Source organism: Corynebacterium sp. MSK008, assembly GCF_030232585.1.
Classification (GTDB): Bacteria; Actinomycetota; Actinomycetes; order Mycobacteriales; family Mycobacteriaceae; genus Corynebacterium.
In genome coordinates this window covers 330,642-352,237 of the sequence record NZ_JASPJX010000001.1, presented here as the reverse complement: position 1 = coordinate 352,237, position 21,596 = coordinate 330,642, and the positions used below count along the sequence as shown (strand labels likewise).

General features: G+C 64.7%; 18 protein-coding genes. 12 read left to right on the top strand and 6 right to left on the bottom strand.

What is annotated here, in order from left to right:
* From QP996_RS01665 to ocd, 4 genes are all read left to right on the top strand, one after another.
* On the top strand, positions 1-911 hold a 911-nt coding region (locus QP996_RS01665), incomplete at its 5' end, for an IS481 family transposase (protein WP_284870900.1).
* Between the two features lie 146 nt (positions 912-1,057).
* Complete coding sequence (locus QP996_RS01660; RefSeq protein ID WP_284870899.1) at positions 1,058-4,489, top strand: proline dehydrogenase family protein; 3,432 nt, start codon at positions 1,058-1,060, stop codon at positions 4,487-4,489.
* A 36-nt stretch (positions 4,490-4,525) separates the two neighbouring features.
* Complete coding sequence (locus tag QP996_RS01655; RefSeq protein WP_284870898.1) at positions 4,526-6,040, top strand: amino acid permease; 1,515 nt, start codon at positions 4,526-4,528, stop codon at positions 6,038-6,040.
* Positions 6,041-6,096: 56 nt separating this feature from the next.
* Positions 6,097-7,125, top strand: a complete 1,029-nt coding sequence (ocd, locus tag QP996_RS01650; protein ID WP_284870897.1) for an ornithine cyclodeaminase — start codon at positions 6,097-6,099, stop codon at positions 7,123-7,125.
* 87 nt (positions 7,126-7,212) lie between these two features.
* Here the strand turns inward: ocd and ahpD are convergent, their stop codons facing one another.
* Both ahpD and QP996_RS01640 read right to left on the bottom strand, forming a co-directional pair.
* On the bottom strand, positions 7,213-7,737 hold the full coding sequence (gene ahpD, locus QP996_RS01645) for an alkylhydroperoxidase, AhpD family (RefSeq protein WP_284870896.1): 525 nt from the start codon (positions 7,735-7,737) through the stop codon (positions 7,213-7,215).
* Positions 7,738-7,754: 17 nt separating this feature from the next.
* Complete coding sequence (locus QP996_RS01640) at positions 7,755-8,351, bottom strand: peroxiredoxin (RefSeq protein ID WP_070844258.1); 597 nt, start codon at positions 8,349-8,351, stop codon at positions 7,755-7,757.
* Between the two features lie 117 nt (positions 8,352-8,468).
* Here QP996_RS01640 and QP996_RS01635 point away from each other — a divergent pair, with 117 nt between their 5' ends.
* Together QP996_RS01635 and hrpA are read left to right on the top strand one after the other, a co-directional pair.
* Entirely contained in the window at positions 8,469-9,425 is a 957-nt protein-coding gene (locus QP996_RS01635; protein ID WP_284870895.1) for a hydrogen peroxide-inducible genes activator, read from the top strand.
* 15 nt (positions 9,426-9,440) lie between these two features.
* A complete protein-coding gene (gene hrpA / locus QP996_RS01630; protein WP_284870894.1) occupies positions 9,441-13,406 on the top strand; it encodes an ATP-dependent RNA helicase HrpA in 3,966 nt (1,321 codons plus the stop codon).
* 15 nt (positions 13,407-13,421) lie between these two features.
* Here the strand turns inward: hrpA and nrdR are convergent, their stop codons facing one another.
* Positions 13,422-13,880 (bottom strand): transcriptional regulator NrdR, encoded by a 459-nt coding sequence (nrdR, locus tag QP996_RS01625; protein WP_034998765.1) that lies wholly within the window; start codon positions 13,878-13,880, stop codon positions 13,422-13,424.
* Between the two features lie 67 nt (positions 13,881-13,947).
* Entirely contained in the window at positions 13,948-14,076 is a 129-nt protein-coding gene (locus tag QP996_RS01620) for a hypothetical protein (RefSeq protein WP_284870893.1), read from the bottom strand.
* Between the two features lie 462 nt (positions 14,077-14,538).
* On the opposite strand from QP996_RS01620, the gene lexA reads away from it, so the two are divergent.
* The 3 genes from lexA (at position 14,539) to QP996_RS01605 (ending at position 16,482) form a co-directional block, all read left to right on the top strand.
* Complete coding sequence (gene lexA / locus QP996_RS01615; RefSeq protein WP_284870892.1) at positions 14,539-15,219, top strand: transcriptional repressor LexA; 681 nt, start codon at positions 14,539-14,541, stop codon at positions 15,217-15,219.
* Between the two features lie 72 nt (positions 15,220-15,291).
* Positions 15,292-16,077: a DeoR/GlpR family DNA-binding transcription regulator gene (locus QP996_RS01610; RefSeq protein ID WP_284870891.1), complete on the top strand. Its 786-nt coding sequence runs from the start codon at positions 15,292-15,294 to the stop codon at positions 16,075-16,077.
* Positions 16,078-16,212: 135 nt separating this feature from the next.
* Positions 16,213-16,482 (top strand): HPr family phosphocarrier protein, encoded by a 270-nt coding sequence (locus QP996_RS01605; RefSeq protein WP_070474252.1) that lies wholly within the window; start codon positions 16,213-16,215, stop codon positions 16,480-16,482.
* A 75-nt stretch (positions 16,483-16,557) separates the two neighbouring features.
* On the opposite strand, the gene QP996_RS01600 is transcribed toward QP996_RS01605, so the two are convergent.
* Positions 16,558-17,868, bottom strand: a complete 1,311-nt coding sequence (locus tag QP996_RS01600; protein ID WP_284870890.1) for a uracil-xanthine permease family protein — start codon at positions 17,866-17,868, stop codon at positions 16,558-16,560.
* A 100-nt stretch (positions 17,869-17,968) separates the two neighbouring features.
* Here QP996_RS01600 and nagB point away from each other — a divergent pair, with 100 nt between their 5' ends.
* Positions 17,969-18,694 (top strand): glucosamine-6-phosphate deaminase, encoded by a 726-nt coding sequence (nagB, locus tag QP996_RS01595; RefSeq protein WP_284870889.1) that lies wholly within the window; start codon positions 17,969-17,971, stop codon positions 18,692-18,694.
* On the opposite strand, the gene hflX is transcribed toward nagB, so the two are convergent.
* Positions 18,695-20,230: a GTPase HflX gene (gene hflX, locus QP996_RS01590; protein ID WP_284870888.1), complete on the bottom strand. Its 1,536-nt coding sequence runs from the start codon at positions 20,228-20,230 to the stop codon at positions 18,695-18,697.
* A 70-nt stretch (positions 20,231-20,300) separates the two neighbouring features.
* On the opposite strand from hflX, the gene QP996_RS01585 reads away from it, so the two are divergent.
* Together QP996_RS01585 and QP996_RS01580 are read left to right on the top strand one after the other, a co-directional pair.
* Positions 20,301-21,053, top strand: coding sequence for a hypothetical protein (locus QP996_RS01585; protein WP_284870887.1), 753 nt, complete (start codon positions 20,301-20,303; stop codon positions 21,051-21,053).
* Between the two features lie 19 nt (positions 21,054-21,072).
* Complete coding sequence (locus tag QP996_RS01580; RefSeq protein WP_284870886.1) at positions 21,073-21,588, top strand: hypothetical protein; 516 nt, start codon at positions 21,073-21,075, stop codon at positions 21,586-21,588.
* Positions 21,589-21,596 lie beyond the last annotated feature (8 nt).

Below are 21,596 nucleotides of genomic sequence, written 5' to 3'. Positions count from 1 at the left end.
CGATCAGCGAGGTCGCCGCCCGGTTCCAGGTTTCCTGGCCCACTGTGAAGCGCTGGGCCGACCGCTATCGCGCCGGCCAGTCGATGCAGGACCGCTCGTCACGGCCGCATCACTCGCCGAACAAGACCAACGCGAAGACGACGAAGCGCTGCATCCAGCTCCGTCTCCGTCTTCGAGAAGGACCCGTGCAGCTCGCTTGCCGGCTGGGGATCGCTCCGTCGACGGTTCACCGGATCCTCGTCGACGCGCACCTGAACCGGCTTTCGCATGTCGACCGGGCAACCGGGGAGCCGGTCCGCCGCTACGAGCACGACCACCCCGGGGCGATGCTGCACGTCGACGTGAAGAAGCTCGGCAACATCCCCGACGGCGGCGGCTGGCGCTACGTCGGCCGCCAGCAGGGCGAGAAGAACCGCGCCGCCACCCTGGGCAAGCCCAAGAACAAGTACATCGACCCGTTGATGGGCAAGGCCTACGTCCACACCGTCATCGACGACCATTCCCGCGTCGCTTACGCCGAGATCCACGACGACGAAACCGCCCTCACCGCCTCCGCGGTCCTCGTTCGGGCCGTCGAGTGGTTCAACGCACGCGGGGTGACCGTTGAGCGGGTCCTGTCCGACAACGGCGGCGCGTACCGCTCACACCTGTGGCGAGACACCTGCCACGAGCTCGGCATCCGGCACAAGCGCACCAGGCCCTATCGGCCGCAGACCAACGGGAGGATCGAACGCTTCCACCGCACCCTGGCCGACGGCTGGGCCTACGCCCGCTGCTACACCAGCGAGACCGAACGCCGCGGAGAACTCGACGGCTGGCTGCACTACTACAACCACCACCGGCCCCACACCGCTTGCGGGAACCAGCCGCCCTTCTCACGCTTGACCAACGTACCCGGTCAGTACATCTAGCCCCCTCTCCCCAGCCCCGGAAACCTGTGGTTTCCGGGGCTTTTTCGTGCGCACAAGGAATCTTTTCTAAATCAGTGGTGTGCACCTAGATTTTGCATTAGTTTGTGTGCTGTCACATTGTTCTGTTCTAGTGGTAAGGAACACATATGCCGAATTTGCACACCAACCAGCTGCCGCCGGAAAACAGCACTGAACTCGACAATGTCGTGGAAGCAGCCGTCGCCCGCGCGTACCACTGGATGGAAGCTACCGCCGACGCGGATGCGGATGATGCCCAGACGCAACAGCTCGCGGAAATGCTTCGCGACGACAACGGGGTCCGCTTCACCATGGACTTCGTTGACCGCGTCATGCGCCCTGAGGACAACCGGGTAGCGGCGAACGCACTGCGTGCAATCACCAAGGGCGTCGACGCATCGTTCCTCGGTCGCATCAATGCCCTGCTCGTGGGCGCTGGCGCCTTCGTCGGCCCGTTCTTGCCCTTCGTGGTCGTCCCCGCGGCGCGCATGCGCCTGCGCCAGCTGGTGGGCCATCTCGTGCTGGACGCTGAGTCAGACGCACTGAACAACCTGCTCGACAACGCGCAAAAGCGCGGCGAGCAGCTCAACCTCAATCTGCTAGGCGAGGCAGTACTCGGCGAGAAAGAAGCGACGGACCGTGCCGAGCGAACCCTGAACCTGATCAAGAATCCTCGCGTGACGTATGTCTCCGTCAAGGCTTCCTCGATGGTCTCCCAGCTCAATCACTGGGACTACGACGAGTGCGTGCGCCTGGTCAAGGACCGTATCCGCCCGCTGTACCGCGCCGCGCGCGACCGTAGCCCCCAGGTGTTCATCAACATGGACATGGAGGAGTACCACGATCTCCACCTCACGCTCGACGTGTTCACGCAGCTGCTCAGCGAAGACGAGTTCAAGGACTACCAGGGCGGCATCGTGCTGCAGGCGTACCTGCCCGACACGCTCGGCGCCCTGGAGTACCTGGCGGACTTCGCGCAGAAGCGCGTGGCCGACGGCGGCACCAAGATCAAGATCCGCCTGGTCAAGGGCGCGAACCTGTCCATGGAGCGACATCACGCGGAGGTCAAGGGCTGGGCGCAGGCGCCGTACCTGACCAAGGACGAGGTGGACGCGAACTACTACCGCCTGCTCGATGTCATCGTGCGCCCCGAGTACGCCGACAGCGTCTCCATCGGCATCGCCTCCCACAACCTGTTCACCTCCGCGCTCGCCTACGAGCTTGCGCAGCGCCGCGGTGTGGCCAGCATGCTCGACTCGGAGATGCTGCAGGGAATGTCGCCGGCGCAGCAGCAGATCGTGCGCGAGGCCTACGGCCGTCAGATCCTCTACACCCCCGTCGTGCGCAAGGAAGACTTCGATGTGGCGGTGAGCTACCTCGTGCGCCGACTCGAAGAAAATGCGGCGCCCCAGAACTTCTTGCACGCCCTGTTCGCGCCCAAGACCGCCAAGCGCGACCCGATCAAGGAGCAAGAGGAGGTCTTCCGCTGGGCGGTGGACAACCGATGGGACATCCACAACGGCCCGAACCGGGAGCAGGACCGCACGCAGGAGACCGGACGCCAGGCCGCCGCGGAGGCCGGCACCACCGGACGCTTCATCAACGAGCCGGACACCGATCCGGCACTGGAGGCCAACCGTACCTGGGCAATCGAGCACCTAGCACACCCGCCGGCGGTGGACACCGGCAACGAGATCACCGATCCGTCCGTAATCGCCGACCACATCGCCCGCGCTAAGGAAGCCCAGATTGCCTGGGGCGCGCTTTCCGCCGGCGAGCGTGCCGACGTCCTCGACGCCATCGGCGACGAGATCGCGCGCCGCCGCGGCGACTTCATCGCGGTCGCCGCCCACGAAGCAGGCAAGACGGTGGACCAGTCCGACCCGGAGATCTCAGAGGCGATCGATTTCTGCACCTACTACGCCGACAGCGCCCGGCACCTCAACGACATTGCCGCGGACTTCGAGCCGAACAAACTGACGGTGGTTGTTCCGCCGTGGAACTTCCCGGTAGCCATCCCCACCGGTGGCGTGGTGGCGGCGCTGGCCGCCGGATCCGCCGTCATTCTCAAGCCGGCGCCGCAGGTGACGCAGTGCGCCAAGCTCATCGCCGATTGCGTCCAGGCGGTCTTCGCCGAGAAGGGCGTAAGCGCCGACACCGTGCAGTACGTGCGCGCGGATGAGGGCGAGGCCGGCAAGGCCCTGCTTACAGACGACGCCGTGGATGCCATCATCCTCACCGGTGCCTCCGAAACCGCCCAGCTGTTCAAGTCCTGGAACCCGCAGCTCAACGTCATGGCGGAAACCTCCGGCAAGAACGCCATTATCATCACCCCGTCCGCCGACCCGGACCTCGCGGTCAACGACCTGTACCTGTCCGCGTTCGGCCACTCAGGCCAGAAGTGCTCCGCGGCCTCGCTGGCGATCCTTGTCGGCTCCGCCGGCGAGTCCGAACGCTTAATAAACCAGCTGCTCGACGCAGCCTCCACCCTGGTGGTGGGCCCGGGCACCGACCTGTCCACCACCATGAACGGGCTGATCGAAGCCCCGGGCGAGAAGCTCGAGCGCGGCCTGGCCACACTGGAGCCGGGCGAGAAGTGGCTGCTAAAACCCCGCAAGCTCGACGACGAGGGCAAGTTCTGGTCCCCCGGCATCCGCGAAGGTGTGAAGCCGGGCTCCTGGTACCACCAGAACGAGTGCTTCGGCCCGGTGCTGGGCATCATGCACGCCAAGGACTTGGACGAGGCGATTGAGTGGCAGAACTCCACCGGCTTCGGCCTCACCGCCGGCATCCACACCCTCGACGGCGAGGAAATCACCACGTGGCTCGACCGCGTCGAGGCCGGCAACGTCTACGTCAACCGCGGCATCACCGGTGCAATCGTGCAGCGCCAGCCGTTCGGCGGCTGGAAGAAATCCTCCGTGGGCCCCGGCGCGAAGGCGGGCGGGCCGAACTACGTCGCGCAGATGGGCACCTGGCGGGAGCGGGCGGAGCTGGCGCCGTCGTTAGGCGTAAGTATCTCGGCGAGGGTGCAGGAGCTTCTCGACGCATTCCGTGCCAACGTCAGCGACGAGGACTTCGGCTGGCTCTCGCGCGCCGCCGAGTACGACCAGCGCGCGTGGGACATGGAATTCGGCCGCGGCCACGACCACTCCGGCCTGCGTTCCGAGGCGAACATCTTCCGCTACCGCAGCACCCTGGAGCCGGTGGTGGTCTACGTCGGCGAGGGCTACCAGCTGCGTGAGGTGTACCGCCAGCTGCTTGCCGCTGCGATCACCGGCACCGAGGTGCGCATAGTTGCCCAGGATGCGATCGCCCGCGAACTTGAGGCAGCCGATGTCACTGTCGACGCACACACCGTCACAGGCACGCCCGACCGCATCCGCGTGGTGGGCAGCGCACCTGAGGAGCTCTACGGCGACGTCGCCACCGCGGTCTTCGACGGGCCCGTGCTCATCGACGGGCGCCGCGAACTCCTCCCCTACCTGCTGGAGCAGGCCGTCTCTGCGACGCTGCACCGCTTCGGCGTGATCCACGATCCGGCCGGCATCCGGAACTAAGACCCCCGTCCACCGAGATACACAGGGAGCACCCTGATGACTACTGCCCCTCCACCACAGTCGGACGCGTCGGCCCGCCCGAAGGCCGGTGTCGTCCCAGACGAAGACGCGGGTCTGCAGAAAGGCCTGTCCACGCGCCAAATCAACATGATCGCCATCGGCTCGGCGATCGGCACTGGCCTGTTCCTCGGCGCGGGTTCGCGCTTGGAAGCGGCCGGCCCGTCGCTAGCCCTGATGTACCTGTTGTGCGGGTTCATCGGCTATCTCATCCTGCGCAGCCTGGGCGAGCTCATCGCCCACCGTCCGACTTCCGGATCGTTCGTCTCCTACACCCGCGAGTTCTACGGCGAGAAAGCGGCGTACGTCTCCGGCTGGCTGTACTGGTTCAACTGGGCCGCCACCGCGGTGGCGGACGCAACCGCGCTGGCTATCTACATCCGCTGGTTCGGTCAGTTCTACGGCTGGATCAACGACGTGCCGCAGTGGGTCTACGCCCTGGTCATCATCGCGCTTGTCACCGGCATGAACCTTGTGTCGGTGAAGTTCTTCGGCGAGATGGAATTCTGGTTCTCGCTGATTAAGGTGCTGTTCCTGCTCGTATTCCTCGCCGTGGGCATCTTCATGGTGGTCTTCGGCAACCCGAGCGGCGACCTGACGGGGCTGTCGCTGATCACGGACAACGGCGGCTGGTTCCCCAACGGTGTGCTACCCGCGTTGATTGTGATTCAGGGTGTCGTGTTCGCCTACGCCGGTATCGAGCTATTGGGCACCACCTCCGGCGAGGCGAAGAACCCGAAGAAGGACATCCCGCGCGCCATCAACGCCGTGGTCTTCCGCCTGCTGGTGTTCTACTTCGGCTCCGTGCTGCTGCTGTGCCTGCTCTTGCCGTACACCGAGTACTCGGGCGACGAGTCCCCGTTTGTGACCTTCTTCGACTCCATCGGCGTGCCGTACGCAGGTGCCATCACGCAGCTGGTGGTCATCACCGCGGCACTGTCCTCGCTCAACGCGGGCCTGTACTCCACCGGTCGCATCATGTACTCGCTGTCCAAGGCCGGCTCCGCCCCGCAGTGGGCGGGCAAGGTGACCAAGGGCGGCGTACCCTACGGTGGCATCCTGCTCACCACCGGTGTTGCGCTGTTCGGCGTTGTGCTGAACTACTTCGTCCCCGAAGCCGCGTTCGAGGTGGTGCTCAACATCGCCGCGCTGGGCACGATGGCGTCGTGGGCGGCGATCTCGTTGTCCCACATGCGTTTCGTCCGGCTGGCGCGCCAGGGCAAATACACCCGCCCCGACTACCGCGCTCGGTTCTCCCCGTTCACGGACATTATCTCACTGCTGTTCTTGGTGCTCGTGGTCATCCTCATGGCCTTCGACTACCCCATCGGCACGTGGACGCTTCTGGTGTCACTGCTGATGTGGCCGGCACTCGCGTGGGGCTGGTTCAAGGTGCGCGACCGGGTGGAGTTCATCTCCCGGTCCCACGTGAACTACGAGACAATTACCGGCGAACAAGCCCCCGACATCGACCCGCCGCGGCGCAACCCGTAGCGCTGCTACACGCGCAACCGCACACACAAACACCCAACCAACCCGAAAGGAACCATATGCCTCAGCTCGTAGACGTCCAGAACATGTGCCGCTGGATCAACCACCACGGCGTGGAAAAACTCATCGCCGGCATCCAGAGCTACATTGAGGAAGACTTCGTGCGCTGGGAAAGCTTCGACAAAATCCCGCGCGTCGCCAGCCACACCCCCATCGGCGTGATCGAACTCATGCCCACCTCGGACTCCAACGAGTACGCGTTCAAGTACGTCAACGGCCACCCCTCCAACCCTGCCCGCGGCTACCAGACCGTCACCGCGTTCGGCGTGCTGGCGGATGTGGACAACGGCTACCCCACCTTCGAGGCGGAGATGACGCTGCTGACCGCGCTGCGCACCGCCGCGACCTCCTCCATGGCCGCGAAGTACCTCGCGCGCAAGGACTCCGAGGTCATGGCGATGATTGGCGCTGGCTCGCAGTCCGAGTTCCAGGCCCTGGGCTTCCGCGCCGCACTGGGCATCGAGCGCGTGCGGATCTTCGACATCGACCCGGATGCGATGGAGAAGTTCCGCCGCAACATCGAGCCGCTCGGCATCGAGGTCTACATGGCCGCCAGCGTCGAGGACGCGGTCGAAGGCGCGGACATCATCACCACATGCACCGCCGATAAGGCGCAGAACACCATCCTGGACTACTCGCTCGTCCGCCCCGGTGTGCACATCAACGGCGTCGGCGGCGATTGTCCCGGCAAGACTGAGCTAGATGCGCGCATTCTCGACGACGCCACCGTGTTCGTGGAGTTCCCGCCGCAGACCCGCATCGAGGGCGAGATCCAGAACAAAGACGACGACTTCGAGATCGTAGAGCTGTGGAAGGTCATCGCCGGCAAGCACGCTGGCCGCACCAGCGACGAGGAGATCACCCTGTTCGACTCCGTCGGCTTTGCCATCGAGGACTTCTCCGCGCTGCGCTATCTGCGCGATTCTGTGGCAGGCACTGAGTTCGAGGAGTTCATCGACCTAGTCGCCGATCCGGACGATCCGAAGGACCTGTTCTCGCTGACCGCCAACGTGCTCAGCCCGCTCTAGAGCTGCTCGCTTCACGACGAAACCTCCGGCAAACCCCGCGCAACGCGGGATCCTGCCGGAGGTCGTGCCGTCGTAAAGCGTTATTGCTTAGCGGGCGTCCTCGATGGCCAGTGCCTGGGCTACTGCCTGGACGACGCCAGCGACCTTGACAGCCTCCCAGACCTGCTCCTTAGTCACGCCCTCCTCGCGGACGGTGTTGGCGTGCGCCACGGCGCAGTGCTCGCAGCCGTTGATGGCGGACACAGCCAGCGACCACAGCTCGAAGTCGGCCTTTTCCACGCCCGGCTTCGAGATGATGTTCATGCGCAGGCCGAACTTCACGTTGGCGTAATCGTCGCCGAGCCAGCCCTTGGCGCGGTAGGCGACGTTGTTCATCGCCATGACGGTGGCGGCGCCGTACGCGGCCTCCACAGCCTCCTCGGAGAGGTGCTCCTTGGCTTCCTCAGCGATCTCGGCGATGACCTTCGCGTTACGGGTCGCTGCCGCGGAGGCGAGAAGGGTGCCCCAGAGCTGCTGCTCGCTGAGCTCGGTGGAGCGGGTCAGCGTACCGAGGTTGAGCTTCTGGTCCTTCGCGTACTCCGGCAGTGCGCCGCGCAGGTTCTCAATGGACATCGTGTTCTCCTTCGCTGTTACTTCAGGGACTCCTGGACCACAGCCATCTTGTCGATGTTCTTGGTCGGGTCGTTCTTCTGCCAGTCGCAAGCGCAGACCTCTTCAGACTGCAGCGCGTCGAGCACACGCAGGACCTCGTCGACGTTGCGGCCGACAGCGTCCGGGGTGACAGAGACGAACTGGATCACACCGTCCGGATCGATGATGAAGGTTGCGCGGTCCGCAACACCGTCGGCGTTCTCAACGCCGAGAGCGCGGATCAGGTCGTGGCGGACATCAGCGAACATCGGGAACGGGACATCCAGCAGGTCCTCGTGGGTCGCGCGCCAGTTGAAGTGGGAGTACTCGTTGTCGGTGGAGCCGCCGAGCACCTGGGTGTCGCGGTCCTCGAACTCCTCGTTGAGCTTGCCGAACGCCGCGATCTCGGTCGGGCAGACGAAGGTGAAGTCCTTCGGGTAGAAGAAGACGATCTTCCACTTGCCCTCGTACTTATCCAGCGACACGTTCTCGAAGTAGTCGTCCGGGGAGGATGCGTTGGCTTCCTTCAGGTTGCCGCCCTTCAGCGCGACAAGGTCAAACTCCGGGAAACGCTCTCCAACAGTCATGATCGGCATAGAAATTCCTCCAAAGAAACTGGTCAAAGGGATTTTTCAACGGACAGCACCCAGTATGACATAGATCGCTCGGGCTTTCAACGTAAAAACCTATGAACTTCGTGTAGGTTCATAGGCATGGCTAATAGAGAGTATAAACCGACGCTCGCTCAGCTCCGGACGTTTGTCACCGTCGCCGAGCAGAAGCACTTCGTCTCCGCGGCGAACAAGCTCGGCATCTCGCAGCCGTCGCTGTCGCAGGCGCTCGCCGCCTTGGAGTCAGGCCTGGGTATCCAGCTCATCGAACGCTCCACCCGGCGCGTCATTGTCACCCCCACCGGCGAGGAACTCCTCCCTTACGCCAAGGCGACGCTGGAGGCCGCCGACGCATTCGTGGCGCAATCCCGCGGCGCTCTCGGAGTACTATCCGGGCCGCTGAACATCGGAGTAATCCCCACCATCGCGCCGTATATCCTGCCGACGCTGCTGAAGCTTTTAGAAGATGAGTACCCGGATTTGGAGCCGCGCATTGTGGAGAACCAGACCGAGGAGCTGCTGCAGCGGCTTCGCGACGGCCAGATCGACGTCGCAGTGCTCGCCACTCCGACCGGCGCCACCGGGGTTTCGGAAATCCCGCTTTACGACGAAACCTTCGCCGTGATCACCGCCCCCGACCACCCTCTGGCCGGCAGAGGAGATCTCGACCTCAACGCACTGCACAACCTCGAGTTGCTGTTGCTGGACGACGGGCACTGCCTGCGCGACCAGATCGTGGAACTGTGCAAGATCGCCGAGGTCAACCGCTCCCCCGGCGCGCAGTCGGTCACCCGAGCCGCGTCACTGACCACGGTCGTGCAGCTGGTAGTGGCCGGACTGGGTTCCACGTTGGTGCCCGTGTCGGCCCTGTCCACGGAGTGCGCTCGTCCCGGCATCGCAGTGTCCACGTTCGGCCCGGGCGTGGATGCGAAGCGCACCGTCGGGCTCGCCATGCGGGCGTCGTCGCGGCGCCGCCCGGAGTTCGAGCAGCTCGGCGAGTTGGTATCCCGCGCCTTTGAGGAAGCGACGGAATCGAGCCGGAAGCTGCTGCCGCGCTAGACTCACGCTCTGGTTATGAATGAGCACGTATCCCCTACACCACCTCCCACGAAGCCGCAGCTGTACGAAGCACTCGACGGCGTCCCGATCGCGGACGTGCGCAGGTTCCGCCGTCGTCTGAAGAAGGCCAACTCCCCTGAAGCGTTGACGGCGATTGGGGCGGACGTGGACAAGGCGGCAGCTGCCGTCGCTAAGCGTGATGCGCTTATCCCCGAGATCACGTACCCGGAGAGCCTGCCGGTGTCCGCGCGGCGCGAGGACATCATGGAGCTGGTGCGCGACAACCAGGTCGTGGTGATCGCGGGTGAAACCGGCTCCGGCAAGACCACCCAGATTCCAAAGATGCTGCTGGAGCTGGGACGCGGCCGCCGAGGACTGATCGGGCACACGCAGCCGCGCAGGCTCGCCGCGCGCACTGTGGCGGAGCGCATCGCCGACGAGCTGGGCCAGAACATCGGCGAGTCCGTCGGCTACGCCATCCGCTTCGACGACCGCGTGTCCGAGTCCACTGCGGTGAAGCTGATGACGGACGGCATCTTGCTCGCCGAAATGCAGCGCGACAGGTTTTTAAACGCCTACGACACGATCATCATCGACGAGGCGCACGAGCGTTCGCTGAACATCGACTTTCTGCTCGGGTATCTCAAGCGGCTGCTGCCAAAACGCCCGGACCTGAAGGTGATTGTCACCTCCGCAACCATCGACCCCGAAGCGTTTGCGGAGCACTTCGCCGATGCGGAGGGCAACCCCGCCCCCATCATCGAGGTCTCCGGGCGCACCTACCCGGTGGAGATCCGCTACCGCCCGCTGGTGGAGCAGGTGCAAGGCAAAGACGGCTCCGTCAAGGAAGTCGACACCGACATGATCGACGGTGTGGTCGACGCCTGCAAGGAACTCATGCGCGAGGGCGAGGGCGACATCTTGTGCTTCTTCGCCTCCGAGCGCGACATCCGCGACTGCATGGAGGCCATTGAAAAACAGCACTGGCGCGGCGTGGAAGTCGTGCCCCTGTTCGGCCGCTTGTCCAACGCGGAACAGCACCGGGTCTTCGCCCCGCACTCCGGTAGGCGCATCGTGCTGTCCACCAACATCGCGGAAACCTCGCTGACCGTGCCGGGCATCCACTACGTGGTTGATACCGGCCTGGCCCGTATCTCGCGGTACTCCACACGCACCAAGGTGCAGCGCCTGCCCATCGAGGAGATCTCCCAGGCCTCCGCTAACCAGCGCTCCGGCCGCTCCGGCCGTATCGCCGATGGCGTGGCCATCCGCCTGTACTCGGAAGACAACTTCGAGGCGCGCCCCGAGTTCACCGACCCGGAGATTCTGCGCACCAACCTGGCGTCCGTGGTGCTACAGATGATCTCCCTGCGCTTGGGCGACATCAACGACTTCCCCTTCATCCAGCCGCCGGACCAAAAATCCGTGCGCGACGGGTTGCTGCTCCTGCACGAGCTCGGTGCAATTTCAGACAAGGAGCGCGACGGCGCGCCGGTGCTCACTGGCGTCGGGCGCGACATCGCGCGCATCCCGGTGGACCCGAAGATGGCGCGCATGCTGGTGGAGGCCAACCGCCTCGGCGTGCTCGACGACGTCACCGTGATCGTGGCCAGCATGACCATCCAGGACGTGCGCGAGCGCCCCCTGGAATACCAGGCCCAGGCAGACCAGGCCCACGCCCGGTTCAAAGACGCCACGTCGGACTTCCTGTCCTCGCTGAAGCTGTGGGACTACATCGGCGACTCGCGCGACGAACTGTCCGGCAACGCCTTCCGCAAACGCATGAAGCGCGAATTCTTGCACTACATGCGCATCCGCGAATGGTTCGACCTCGTGCGCCAACTTCGCGACGTGGAACGCCAGCTGGGCTGGTCGCGCGCCGAGAACGTCGCCGGGGAACGCGATGCCGACGCGATCCACAAATCACTGCTGACCGGCCTGCTGTCCAACATCGGCGCCCGTGACGGCAACTCGAAGGAGTTCCAGGGCGCGCGAGGGACGAGGTTTATGGTCTTCCCGGGGTCGTCGCTCAGCAAAAAGCCCCCGGAGTTCCTCATGGCCGCCGAGCTGGTGGAGACCTCGCGCCTGTGGGCGCGCGACGTGGCCAAGATCGAGCCTGCCTGGGTGGAAGCTACCGCCGGCGACCTGATGAAGCACAGCTACTCCGAACCCGTGTGGTCGCGGAAGCGCTCGGCTGCGATGGTGCACCAAAAATCGATGCTCTACGGCGTCACCATTGTGCGCGACCGGCTGGTGCCTTACCACCGTGTGGACGCCGAGGGCGCGCGCAACATGTTCATCCGCCATGCCCTGCTCGAGGGCGATTGGAACCGCCACCACCAGTTCATCGACCACAACGAAGCCCTGCTCGCCGAGGCCGCTGAGGTGGAAGAAAAGGTGCGCCGCCGCGGCCTTGTGGTGGACGAGGACACACTGTTCGAGTTCTACGATTCGCGCCTGCCGCAAAGCGTGACCACCGCCCGCCACTTCGACTCCTGGTGGAAGAAGAAGCGGGCCGAGGACAAGCACTATCTGGACTTCGATCCAGCCGCACTCGTCGATGACGAGGGTGTGGATTCCTCTGCCACCGCCTTCCCCGAGGTATGGCGCCAGGGCTCCATCGACTACGCGCTGCGCTACAAGTTCGAGCCGGGCGATCCTTTCGACGGCGTCACCGTAGACGTGCCCGTGCCGCTTTTGGCTAACCTGCGGCCGGAAGGTTTCGACTGGTTGGTGCCGGGGCTGCGCTCCGAGCTGGCCGCGGAGTACATCCGCACGCTGCCGAAGGCGCTGCGCAAGACCGTAGTGCCGGCACCCGACTTCGCCGAGCGTGCCCTCGATGCGATCCGCGCGCAGCAGGAGGCCGACGGTGCCAGCGAAAGCGAGCTGCGCGAAACGCCGTTCGCCGAGGCACTCGCGGATGCGTTGCGCAGCGTCGGCGGGCGCGGCATCAACGGCACCGACTTCAACCCCTCTGCGCTGCCCGAGCATCTGAAGGTGACGTTTGCCGCGATCGACCGCCGCGGCAAAGTGGTCGACCACGACACGGATCTCGGCGCACTGAAGCGCCGCCAGGCCGGCAAGATCAAGTCCTCCGTATCCAAGGCAGGGCGCACCTCCGAGTCGGATGCGGTGGCGAAGTGGACTACCGACTCCCTCGGTGCGGTGCCGGAGACGGTGACCACGACTATCGACGGCAACGAGGTCGACGCCTACCCGGCACTCGAAGCCACCAAGGATGGCGTGAAGGTCACGGTGCACCCGACGAAGGCCGCCGCGGACGCCTCTATGGTCACGGCGACGCTGACGCTGCTACTGCGCGAAATCACGGTCAACGCCGCGCAGATGACCAAGGGGCTGCCGCTGCGCCAAAAGGTGGCGGTGGACCGCTACCCGCACGGCGGCGCCGCAGGACTTGTGGAGGACGCCCGCGTTGCTGTTATCCGAGATCTGATGTTCTCCTCCGGCGGGCCGGTGCGCTCCCCCGAAGAGTTCGACGCGCTCGTGGCCGAAATCCGTCCCCAGGTCGCTGGCGGGGTGCGCCGCGTGGTAGTCACGCTTGCGCCCGCGCTTGCGGAGTACGCGAACATCGCCGCGGAGCTGCAGCAGTGGGAAGGCCCAGCTATCGACGACATGGAGTCGCAGCTGCAGTTTTTCCTGCCGAAGCACGCGGTGACTGTCCACGGTATCGGCCACTTGCAGCATCTGCCCCGCTACATCGACGCGATGCGGATCCGACTGGAGGACATGCGCCTGGATCCGGACCGAGACGCCGACAGACAGTCAGTGATTGATTCGGTGAAGGCCTACTTGGCCCAGCGCATGAAGTCCCTGCCCGCTGGCCGCACGAAGACGGAGGCGTACAAGGACATTGTGTGGCAGATCGAGGAGCTGCGAGTGAGCTTGTTTGCGCAACGGTTAGGAACACCGAAGCCGGTGAGCCAACGCCGTATTGAGAAAAAGATTGACGCTCTGCGTTAGCCCCGGGACCGCGGGTTAGAAGTCTTCGCGGTCGCGGCGGCGCATGAGCCGGATTTCGGATTCGAAGTCGTCCGCGCTCTCGAAAGACTTGTACACGGACGCGAAACGCAAGTACGCCACTTCGTCCAGTGCACGAAGCGGCTCAAGGACGGCCAAACCGATCTCGTGGGCGGGCACCTGCGAGCTGCCTTGCGCGCGAACAGTTTCTTCCACTTCCTGGGCGAGGCGCTTCAATGCGTCGTCGGTGACATCGCGGCCTTGGCATGCTCGGCGCACGCCGACGATGAGTTTGTCGCGGTCAAACGGTTCGCTCACGCCGTTGCGTTTCACAACTGTCAACACGGCCTTTTCCACTGTGGTGAATCGGCCCCCGCACTCGGTGCACTCCCGGCGGCGACGAATGGCGGAGCCTGCTTCGACCAGACGCGAGTCCGTGACACGGGACTGCTCATTGTGGCAAAAGGGACAAAACACGGTTTTCCACCCCCGGAGTATTCAAGGCGTGTTCAAGGCTTGGTCTAGCCGTGAGTCTACGCCCTGCCTATCGCGCCGTTGCCACGGTGGCGGTGTGGGCCGCCTGACCGCTGGTCATCGAGGACGGATCCTCGTCCTGCGCCGAGAAGACGCCGCCGAAGGCAGAACCGATGAGCAGCGCCGCAGTCATGCACACGCCGAGCACGAGCGTGTCGCGCGTCTCGTGCCGTGTTTCGAACGTGTTCGCATCGGGGGAACCGCCCGAAACCGCTGTGGACGCCGAACGAGCACTCGTTCGATGGGATCCGGAAATGGTTCGAACACCGGCACCGCTGGTTCGGTGCTGCGACGCAGAATCTACATCCCAAACCTCCGCCGGGGGAACCACGGCTGCGGCACCCGGGCGAGATACGAATGCATTGTGTACTGGATTGATTGCTACAGACATGTTGGGTCTCCCTTCGTTTCGCGGCACACATTACGTTCGGCGCCGACACGCTCGAACGTTCTAACGTTCATTTGTTCGAATACGATTACGTGTTCGATTTATAGCACCACGGCCGATGCGTGTCCACCCAAACCTCGTAACCATCGAACATGAGTGCCCTATCTGGTAGGTTCGTAGGCGCACAACGCCACCGAGCCCAAGGAGAACGTCATGGCACGAAAGAAGTCCGAGCCCGGCAACCCGGATTACAACGCTCTGTCTGACCGTCAGCGCCGAATCCTCCAGGTCATCCAAGACGCAGTTGTTCTGCGCGGTTACCCGCCGAGCATCCGAGAGATTGGCGATGCCGCCGGTTTGCAGTCCACCTCCTCCGTCGCATACCAGCTCAAGGAACTGGAAAAGAAGAGTTTCCTTCGCCGCGACCCGAACAAGCCGCGCGCAGTGGACCTGCGCCAGCTGCCGGAGACTGGGCGTAAGAAGCGCAAGCCGCAGGAGGCGAAGCCGGAGGATTCCGGAAACGCGCGCTACGTGCCGGTGGTCGGCCAGATCGCGGCAGGTGCGCCGATCCTCGCCGAGGAGAACGTGGACACCTACTACCCGCTGCCCGAGGAGCTGCTCGGCGACGGCGACGTGTTCATGCTCAAGGTCGTCGGCGAATCCATGCGCGAGGCTGGCATCCTCGACGGCGACTGGGTTGTGGTCCGCTCCCAGCCGAACGCGGAGGAGGGGGAATTCGTCGCGGCGCTTCTGGACGGCGAGGCGACGGTGAAGGAGTTCCACCGCGACTCCACCGGTGTGTGGCTGTTGCCCCACAATGACGCTTTCCAGCCGATCAAGGGCGACGAGGCGGAGATCATGGGGCGCGTCATCTCGGTGTTCCGTACTCTTTAGTCGGTGCGTTTGCACCGTACACCCCGCCGATCCACGGACTGGATGCCGCACAGCTAGAAGCGCAGGAGATAGATGTACGCCGAGGAGCGTAGACGCCAAATCGCGTCTTTGACCGCAGTTGAAGGCCGCGTCAACGTCACCGAGTTGGCGCAGCGCTTCGACGTCACCGCGGAGACGATCCGCCGTGACCTTTCGGCGTTGCATGATGAAGGCGCGGTGCACCGCGTCCACGGCGGCGCGGTGGCGAACCAGTCTTACCGTTCAACCGAGATCCCGCTCGATACCCGTCAACGAGCGTCGCTAGCCGCCAAGGCCGCGATTGCGGAAACTGCGCTGCAGTTTGTTCCGGATGCCCAGAGCAGCACGATCTTTTTGGACTCGGGCACTACCATCAGCAGCTTGGGCAAGCGTCTTGCGGAAACCCGTGGGGACCGGGAGTACTCGGTGGTGACCAACTCCATCCCCACTGCCTTAGAGCTGAGCGATTCTGGTCTGAATGACGTGCAGCTCCTCGGCGGTTCCGTCCGGCCGATCAGCCAGGCGGTTGTCGGCAGTACCGCGCTTCGCACGCTCGCCCTCCTGCGCGCTGACGTGGCGTTCGTGGGAACTAATGCGTTGTCCATCGGCCACGGCCTTTCCACAGTAGACGCCCAGGAGGCGGCGGTGAAGGCCGCGATGGTGACCAATGCGCGCAGCGTAGTCGTGCTTTGCGATTCCACGAAGCTTGGCAACGACTACGTGGTCAGCTTCGCGCCGCTTGCGGATATCGATGTGGTGATCACCGACGCCGAAGCCCCATCGGCCTTCGTGGACGAGCTGCGCTCGCACGGGGTCGAGGTTGTGCTCGCACAGCCGTAGTGGCCAGAGCCACTCGGCCCGGCGCATGCCAACGCAACGCTGCGGGGTTTTCTCCGCGGATATGGTGGCATCTTCGCCTGTTTGCGACCTACACTCGTTGCAGACCTGAATGAAAACAACGGAAAGGACACCCGAATGGCTTCCAAGACTGTGAAGGTCGGTTCCACCGTCGGGCTGCACGCACGCCCTGCAACGGTGATCGCCGATGCTGCAGGCGAGTACGACGACGAGATTCTGCTGACCCTTGTCGGTGGCGACGATGACGACGAGACGGACGCTGCCTCCTCGCTGATGATCATGGCGATGGGTGCGGAGCACGGCGACGAGGTCACGGTCACTTCTGACAACGCCGATGCGGTAGAGAAGATCGCGGCGCTGATCGAGCAGAACCTCGACGAAGAGTAACCGCTTTTCGCTTCTCGACGAGCTCACGCCCGGGCCACGCGCCCGGGCGTTTTCACGTGCAGTAAGTACCGGACGCTAGAACGTCGACGGCTTCGCCACCTCGAAGTCCTTGCGGTACTGCCCCTCCCCCAACGTGTCGTACGCCCAGCGCATCAGCGGGTAGATCACGATGATGCCGACCGAGCCCAGCGCGATACCTTCTAACGTCACGGCGCCCACGTCCAGGGTGAGGTTGCCGATGCCCACAATCAGCGCCACCGCGGCCGCTGTGAGGTTCGCGGGATCGGTGAAGTCGACCTTATTGTCCTGCCAGATGCGCACGCCCAGCATGCCGATGAGCCCGTAGAGCACCAGGCACGCGCCGCCGAGCACGCCGGCGGGGATGGTAAAGATCACGGCGCCGAACTTCGGGATGAACGCGAGCACGATCGCAAACGCGGCGGCGACCCAGTACGCGGCTGTGGAGTACACCTTCGTCGCTGCCATCACTCCGATGTTCTCGGCGTACGTGGTAGTGCCGGAGCCGCCGAAACCGCCGGCGAGCGTGGTGGCGATACCGTCGCCGATCAGCGCACGGCCCTGCATATCGTCGAGGTTGCGCCCGGTCATCTCGGACACTGCCTTTACGTGGCCGACGTTCTCGGCGATCAGCACCACCAGCACCGGCAAGGTCACCAGCACCGCGGAGACGTGGAACTCCGGGCGGTGGAACTGCGGCAGGCCGATCCAGGGTGCGTCGCCGATGGTTTGCAAGGCGTCCTCGCCTAAGCCTCCCGTCAAAGCTGCGAACAGCCATCCGACGAGCACGCCGATGAGGATGGACAGGCGCGAAAGCAGTCCGCGGGTGGCAACGGTGACCACCACAACCGTCAGCAGTGTCACGCCCGCTACCCAGGGCTGGGTTTCCACGTTCGACACCGCCGTCGGCGCGAGGTTGAAGCCGATGAGCGCGACGATGGCGCCGGTGACCACGGGCGGCATGACCGCGTCGATGACGCGCTTGCCCGCCCATTCCACGATGATGCCGACGAGAATGAGCGCCGCACCAGTCAGCAGCACCCCACCCAGCTGCGCACCGACACCGTACTGTTGCGAGGCCGTCAACGGTGCGATGAAGGCGAAAGATGAGCCCAGGTAGCTGGGCACTTTGTTGCGGGTGATCAGCAGAAAGATGATGGTTCCCAGGCCGGAGAACAGCAGCGTGGTGTTCACCGGGAAGCCGGTCAGGGTTGGCACAAGCAGTGTGGCGCCAAACATGGCCACCACATGCTGCATGCCGATGCCGATGGTGCGCGGCCAGCTCAGCCGCTCGTCCGGGGCGACAACTGCCCCGGGGCGCACAGTGCGCCCGTCTCCGTGAAGGGTCCAGCCGAAAGTGTGAGTCACGAAATGCCATTATCACCCCGCCGCCTGAATTTTCCTGTGCCGGGGGTAGCGGGCGGACAAAGTGAACAGCTCTCAGAGTGCCCTTGCTATTTTGAGCATCATGGAAATTATTGTGCGCCCCACCGCCGAAGAAGTAGGCGTGTCCGCAGCCGACCTTATTGAACCGTTCGTGCGTGACGGCGCGACGCTCGGCCTGGCCACGGGTTCGACCCCGAACCCCACGTACATGGAGTTGGCCCGCCGCCACCGCGAGGAGAATCTGAGCTTCGCCCAGTGCGACGCGTTCCTCTTAGACGAGTACGTCGGGTTGGAACGCTCCGATGAGCAGTCCTACTACGCAACCATCCGCCGCGAGTTCACCGACCACATCGATATCGACGATGCGAAGGTGCAGTCTCTCGACGGCCTGGCGGCAGACCCCGAGGCAGAAGCCCGCAGCTACGAGGAGCGCATCACCGCAGCCGGCGGCGTGGACGTGCAGATCCTCGGCGTTGGCGCCAACGGCCACATCGCGTTCAACGAACCCCCCAGCGCGCTTGATTCGCGCACCCGCGAGATTGACCTGCACCCCACGACCGTGGCGGACAACGCCCGCTTCTTCGACAACGAGGACCAGGTGCCCCGCAAGGCACTGACCCAAGGCGTGGGCACCATCATGGAGGCGCACACCATCGTGCTCATCGCCACCGGCCCGAACAAGGCTGACGCGGTCAAGGCCCTCGTGGAAGGTCCGGTGACACCGGGCTGCCCGGCATCGGTGCTGCAGAACCACCCGCGCACCACGGTGATCCTCGACGAGGACGCCGCGGCCAAGCTCAGCCGCTAGCTAGCTAACCACGAACTCCGCGTACTGCTCAGCCAGGACGCGGGGCAGGCGGACGTCGATACGCGTGCCTGCCTCCTCGTACTCCTCCGAGCGCACCGTGCCCTCGTCGTGGACGCGGCTGACTACATCGCCGCGGGTGTAGGGCACCACCATGGTCACGTGCGCGTCAATGGAGTTGAGGTGCTGCTCAATGCGCGCCTCAAGCTCATCGATCCCCTCGCCAGTGAGCGCGGAGACGAACACGGCCGTGCGACCGGTTTTCTCAAACGCGTGGCGCAGCTCGGCTAGCACGAGCGGATCGGCCTCGTCGATCTTGTTTACCACCACGATCTCCGGGGGCATCTCCTCGCCGGAATCGCGGGTGACCTCCGCGAGCACCTCGTTGACGGCCTCGATCTGCTTCAGCGGGAACGCGTCGGAGCCGTCCACGACATGCAGCACGAGGTCTGCACCCGCGACCTCTTCCAGCGTGGATTTGAACGCCTCGACCAGCTGCGTGGGCAGGTGGCGCACGAACCCGACGGTGTCGGTGAGCACCACGTTGCGCCCGTCCGCGAGCTTCGCCTTGCGGGTGGACGGGTCCAGGGTGGCAAACAGCGCGTCTTCCACCAGCACGCCTGCACCCGTCATCGCGTTGATCAGCGAGGACTTGCCCGCGTTGGTGTAACCGGCAATGGCGATCTTCGGGATGGTGGAGCGCTGGCGCTTCGCGCGCTTGACCTCGCGCGCCGTGGTCATGTCGCGCAGCTGGTGGCGCAGCTTGGCCATCTCGGTGCGCAGGCGGCGACGGTCCGCCTCGATACGCGTCTCACCGGGACCACGCAGGCCCACACCGCCGTTGGAGCCGGCGCGGCCGCCGGCCTGGCGCGACAGGTTGCCGCCCCAACCGCGGGTGCGGCTGTAGAGGTACTCCATCTGCGCCAAGCTCACCTGGGCTTTACCCTCTTTACTTTTAGCGTGTTGGGCAAAGATGTCCAGGATGAGCATTGTGCGGTCGATCACCTTGATCTTCAGTGCTTCCTCAAGCGCGATCATCTGCGAGGGCGACAGCTCGCCGTCGAAAATCACCGTGTCAGCGCCGGTGGCCTGCACGATCTCGCGCAGCTCCGCCACCTTGCCCGAGCCGATATAGGTGCCCGGGTCCGGCTTATCGCGCTTCTGGTACAGCATGTCCAGCACCTCGGCACCGGCGGTTTTCGCCAGCGCCGCCAGCTCCCACATGCTCGCCTCGATCTCTTTGACGGTGCCTTCGGTCCAAGCACCGACGAGGAGGACTTGTTCGATGCGGAGCTTGCGGTACTCCACCTCGTAAATGTCGACGTGGTCTTCGGAGCGCAGCTCCGTGGCTCCGGCAACGGAGCGGAACGAGTTGCGGTCCGCCAGGTCTAGGGCGCCGACGGAAGGTTCTGCGCCGGGCTGTGGCTCGTTATGGCGAAACGCCTGTCGCAGCAGCTCTTCGTGGGTTCGTTGCTCGGGCGTCAGTTCGTCTTCAAGCAAAAAGCGATCTTTCCTGTGTGTTGAATCTGTCACTGTCATATCTACCCGATTAAACGCAGAAAGGCCCAGGATTCTTCCCGGTCGGGGCGATTGATTAGAATCTACGGCCATGAGCACAGCAGTGAGCACCGATCTTTCCGCACTCGGCTTGAGCTTTAACAAGTGGCAGGACGCGGTTGAGGCCGCGATCGCCACCGACCACCTCGCCGTCGTTGGCGAGGTGCGCGGCGGCCAGCTGATCCAGTACACCGACCCGTCGGGCGCGCAACTGAACATCCTGGCTGTGGAGCCGTTTGCCACCTTCGCGGGCTTCGAGTCCGTCACCCGCACTTACGCGCACATCACGCCGCTTAACGACGTCGTCGCGCTGGCCGATGTGGTCGATCCCCGCGGCAACGCCATTGCGTCGCTGACGGTGAACCTCGCGCAGGAGCCGCTGCTTGTGGACGATCCCGCGCTCGAGTGGCAGGAACTGTCCGTCACCGCCCTGGGCTTGGCGGTTGACCGCTACGAATCCACCGACGCCTACCTGGCGCTGCACCCGGGCGCTGTCGTGGGCACCGTGACCTCCCCCGGCGCCGAGGCCGTGGCAAGCGGCAGCGCCACCACCCCGGATGCAAGCGCAGAGTTTTCTGCCCGCGTGCTGGAGGCGGAGTACCGCACCTCCGCGCTGACCGGCCAGCGCTTCATCCACGTCTCCGTAGATGCTGTCTTCCCGTTCGACGTGTGCCTGCCGGACGGCGAGCTGCCCGCGCGCGATTCCGTCATCGCCGGCACCGCCGTGATGGCCGGTTCCATCCCGACTCCTTCCGGCGGCGGCTGCGGAGGCTGCGGCGGATCCTGCGGGTGCGGCGGCCACTAGCCGTTACAGGGGCTTCCCGATGAGCTCACCGAACAGGGATCTCTCCAGAGCGCTGCTTGGCGCGTTTGTCCTGGCCGCTTGCGTGGTGCTTGTGCTCTCGCTCAAGTTGCCGGGATTGTTGCTGTCAGTGCTGCTCATCATCGGCGCGGTCCTGTTCGCGCGCCGCATGCAGGTGGACCCGGAGGTGCTGGCGATCCGATCGTCGCTGCAGTACGCGCGCGACGACATCGCCGAGGTGCTCGACGCCTACGAACAGCTGCAGCACGGCGCGACCGCATCCGACATCGCGGACCGCACGCTGCACTACCCCGCCCTGGCAAACCCGGACAATTCAGTGCCGCAGGTCAACGAATTTCTCCTGCGCGCCTCTTCCGCCCGCCGCTTTTTGGAACGCATCGACGGCTACCTGCAGTCCACCTCCACCGACAAGGCGCAGCTGGAGCGCATCCTCACCGTCGCCGACGAGCGCGCCTTTGAGCTGCAGGAGGCCTGGGACGACGCACGCCGGGCCGCGAAAGAGATCGGCCCGGCGTAGGTCCGAAT

Coding starts and splice junctions, on each gene's coding strand:
- QP996_RS01660 (WP_284870899.1), top strand. CDS start 1,058: ATGCCGAATTTGCACACCAACCAGCTGCCGCCGGAAAACAGCACTGAA.
- QP996_RS01655 (WP_284870898.1), top strand. CDS start 4,526: ATGACTACTGCCCCTCCACCACAGTCGGACGCGTCGGCCCGCCCGAAG.
- ocd (WP_284870897.1), top strand. CDS start 6,097: ATGCCTCAGCTCGTAGACGTCCAGAACATGTGCCGCTGGATCAACCAC.
- ahpD (WP_284870896.1), bottom strand. CDS start 7,737: ATGTCCATTGAGAACCTGCGCGGCGCACTGCCGGAGTACGCGAAGGAC.
- QP996_RS01640 (WP_070844258.1), bottom strand. CDS start 8,351: ATGCCGATCATGACTGTTGGAGAGCGTTTCCCGGAGTTTGACCTTGTC.
- QP996_RS01635 (WP_284870895.1), top strand. CDS start 8,469: ATGGCTAATAGAGAGTATAAACCGACGCTCGCTCAGCTCCGGACGTTT.
- hrpA (WP_284870894.1), top strand. CDS start 9,441: ATGAATGAGCACGTATCCCCTACACCACCTCCCACGAAGCCGCAGCTG.
- lexA (WP_284870892.1), top strand. CDS start 14,539: ATGGCACGAAAGAAGTCCGAGCCCGGCAACCCGGATTACAACGCTCTG.
- QP996_RS01610 (WP_284870891.1), top strand. CDS start 15,292: ATGTACGCCGAGGAGCGTAGACGCCAAATCGCGTCTTTGACCGCAGTT.
- QP996_RS01605 (WP_070474252.1), top strand. CDS start 16,213: ATGGCTTCCAAGACTGTGAAGGTCGGTTCCACCGTCGGGCTGCACGCA.
- nagB (WP_284870889.1), top strand. CDS start 17,969: ATGGAAATTATTGTGCGCCCCACCGCCGAAGAAGTAGGCGTGTCCGCA.
- hflX (WP_284870888.1), bottom strand. CDS start 20,230: ATGACAGTGACAGATTCAACACACAGGAAAGATCGCTTTTTGCTTGAA.
- QP996_RS01585 (WP_284870887.1), top strand. CDS start 20,301: ATGAGCACAGCAGTGAGCACCGATCTTTCCGCACTCGGCTTGAGCTTT.
- QP996_RS01580 (WP_284870886.1), top strand. CDS start 21,073: ATGAGCTCACCGAACAGGGATCTCTCCAGAGCGCTGCTTGGCGCGTTT.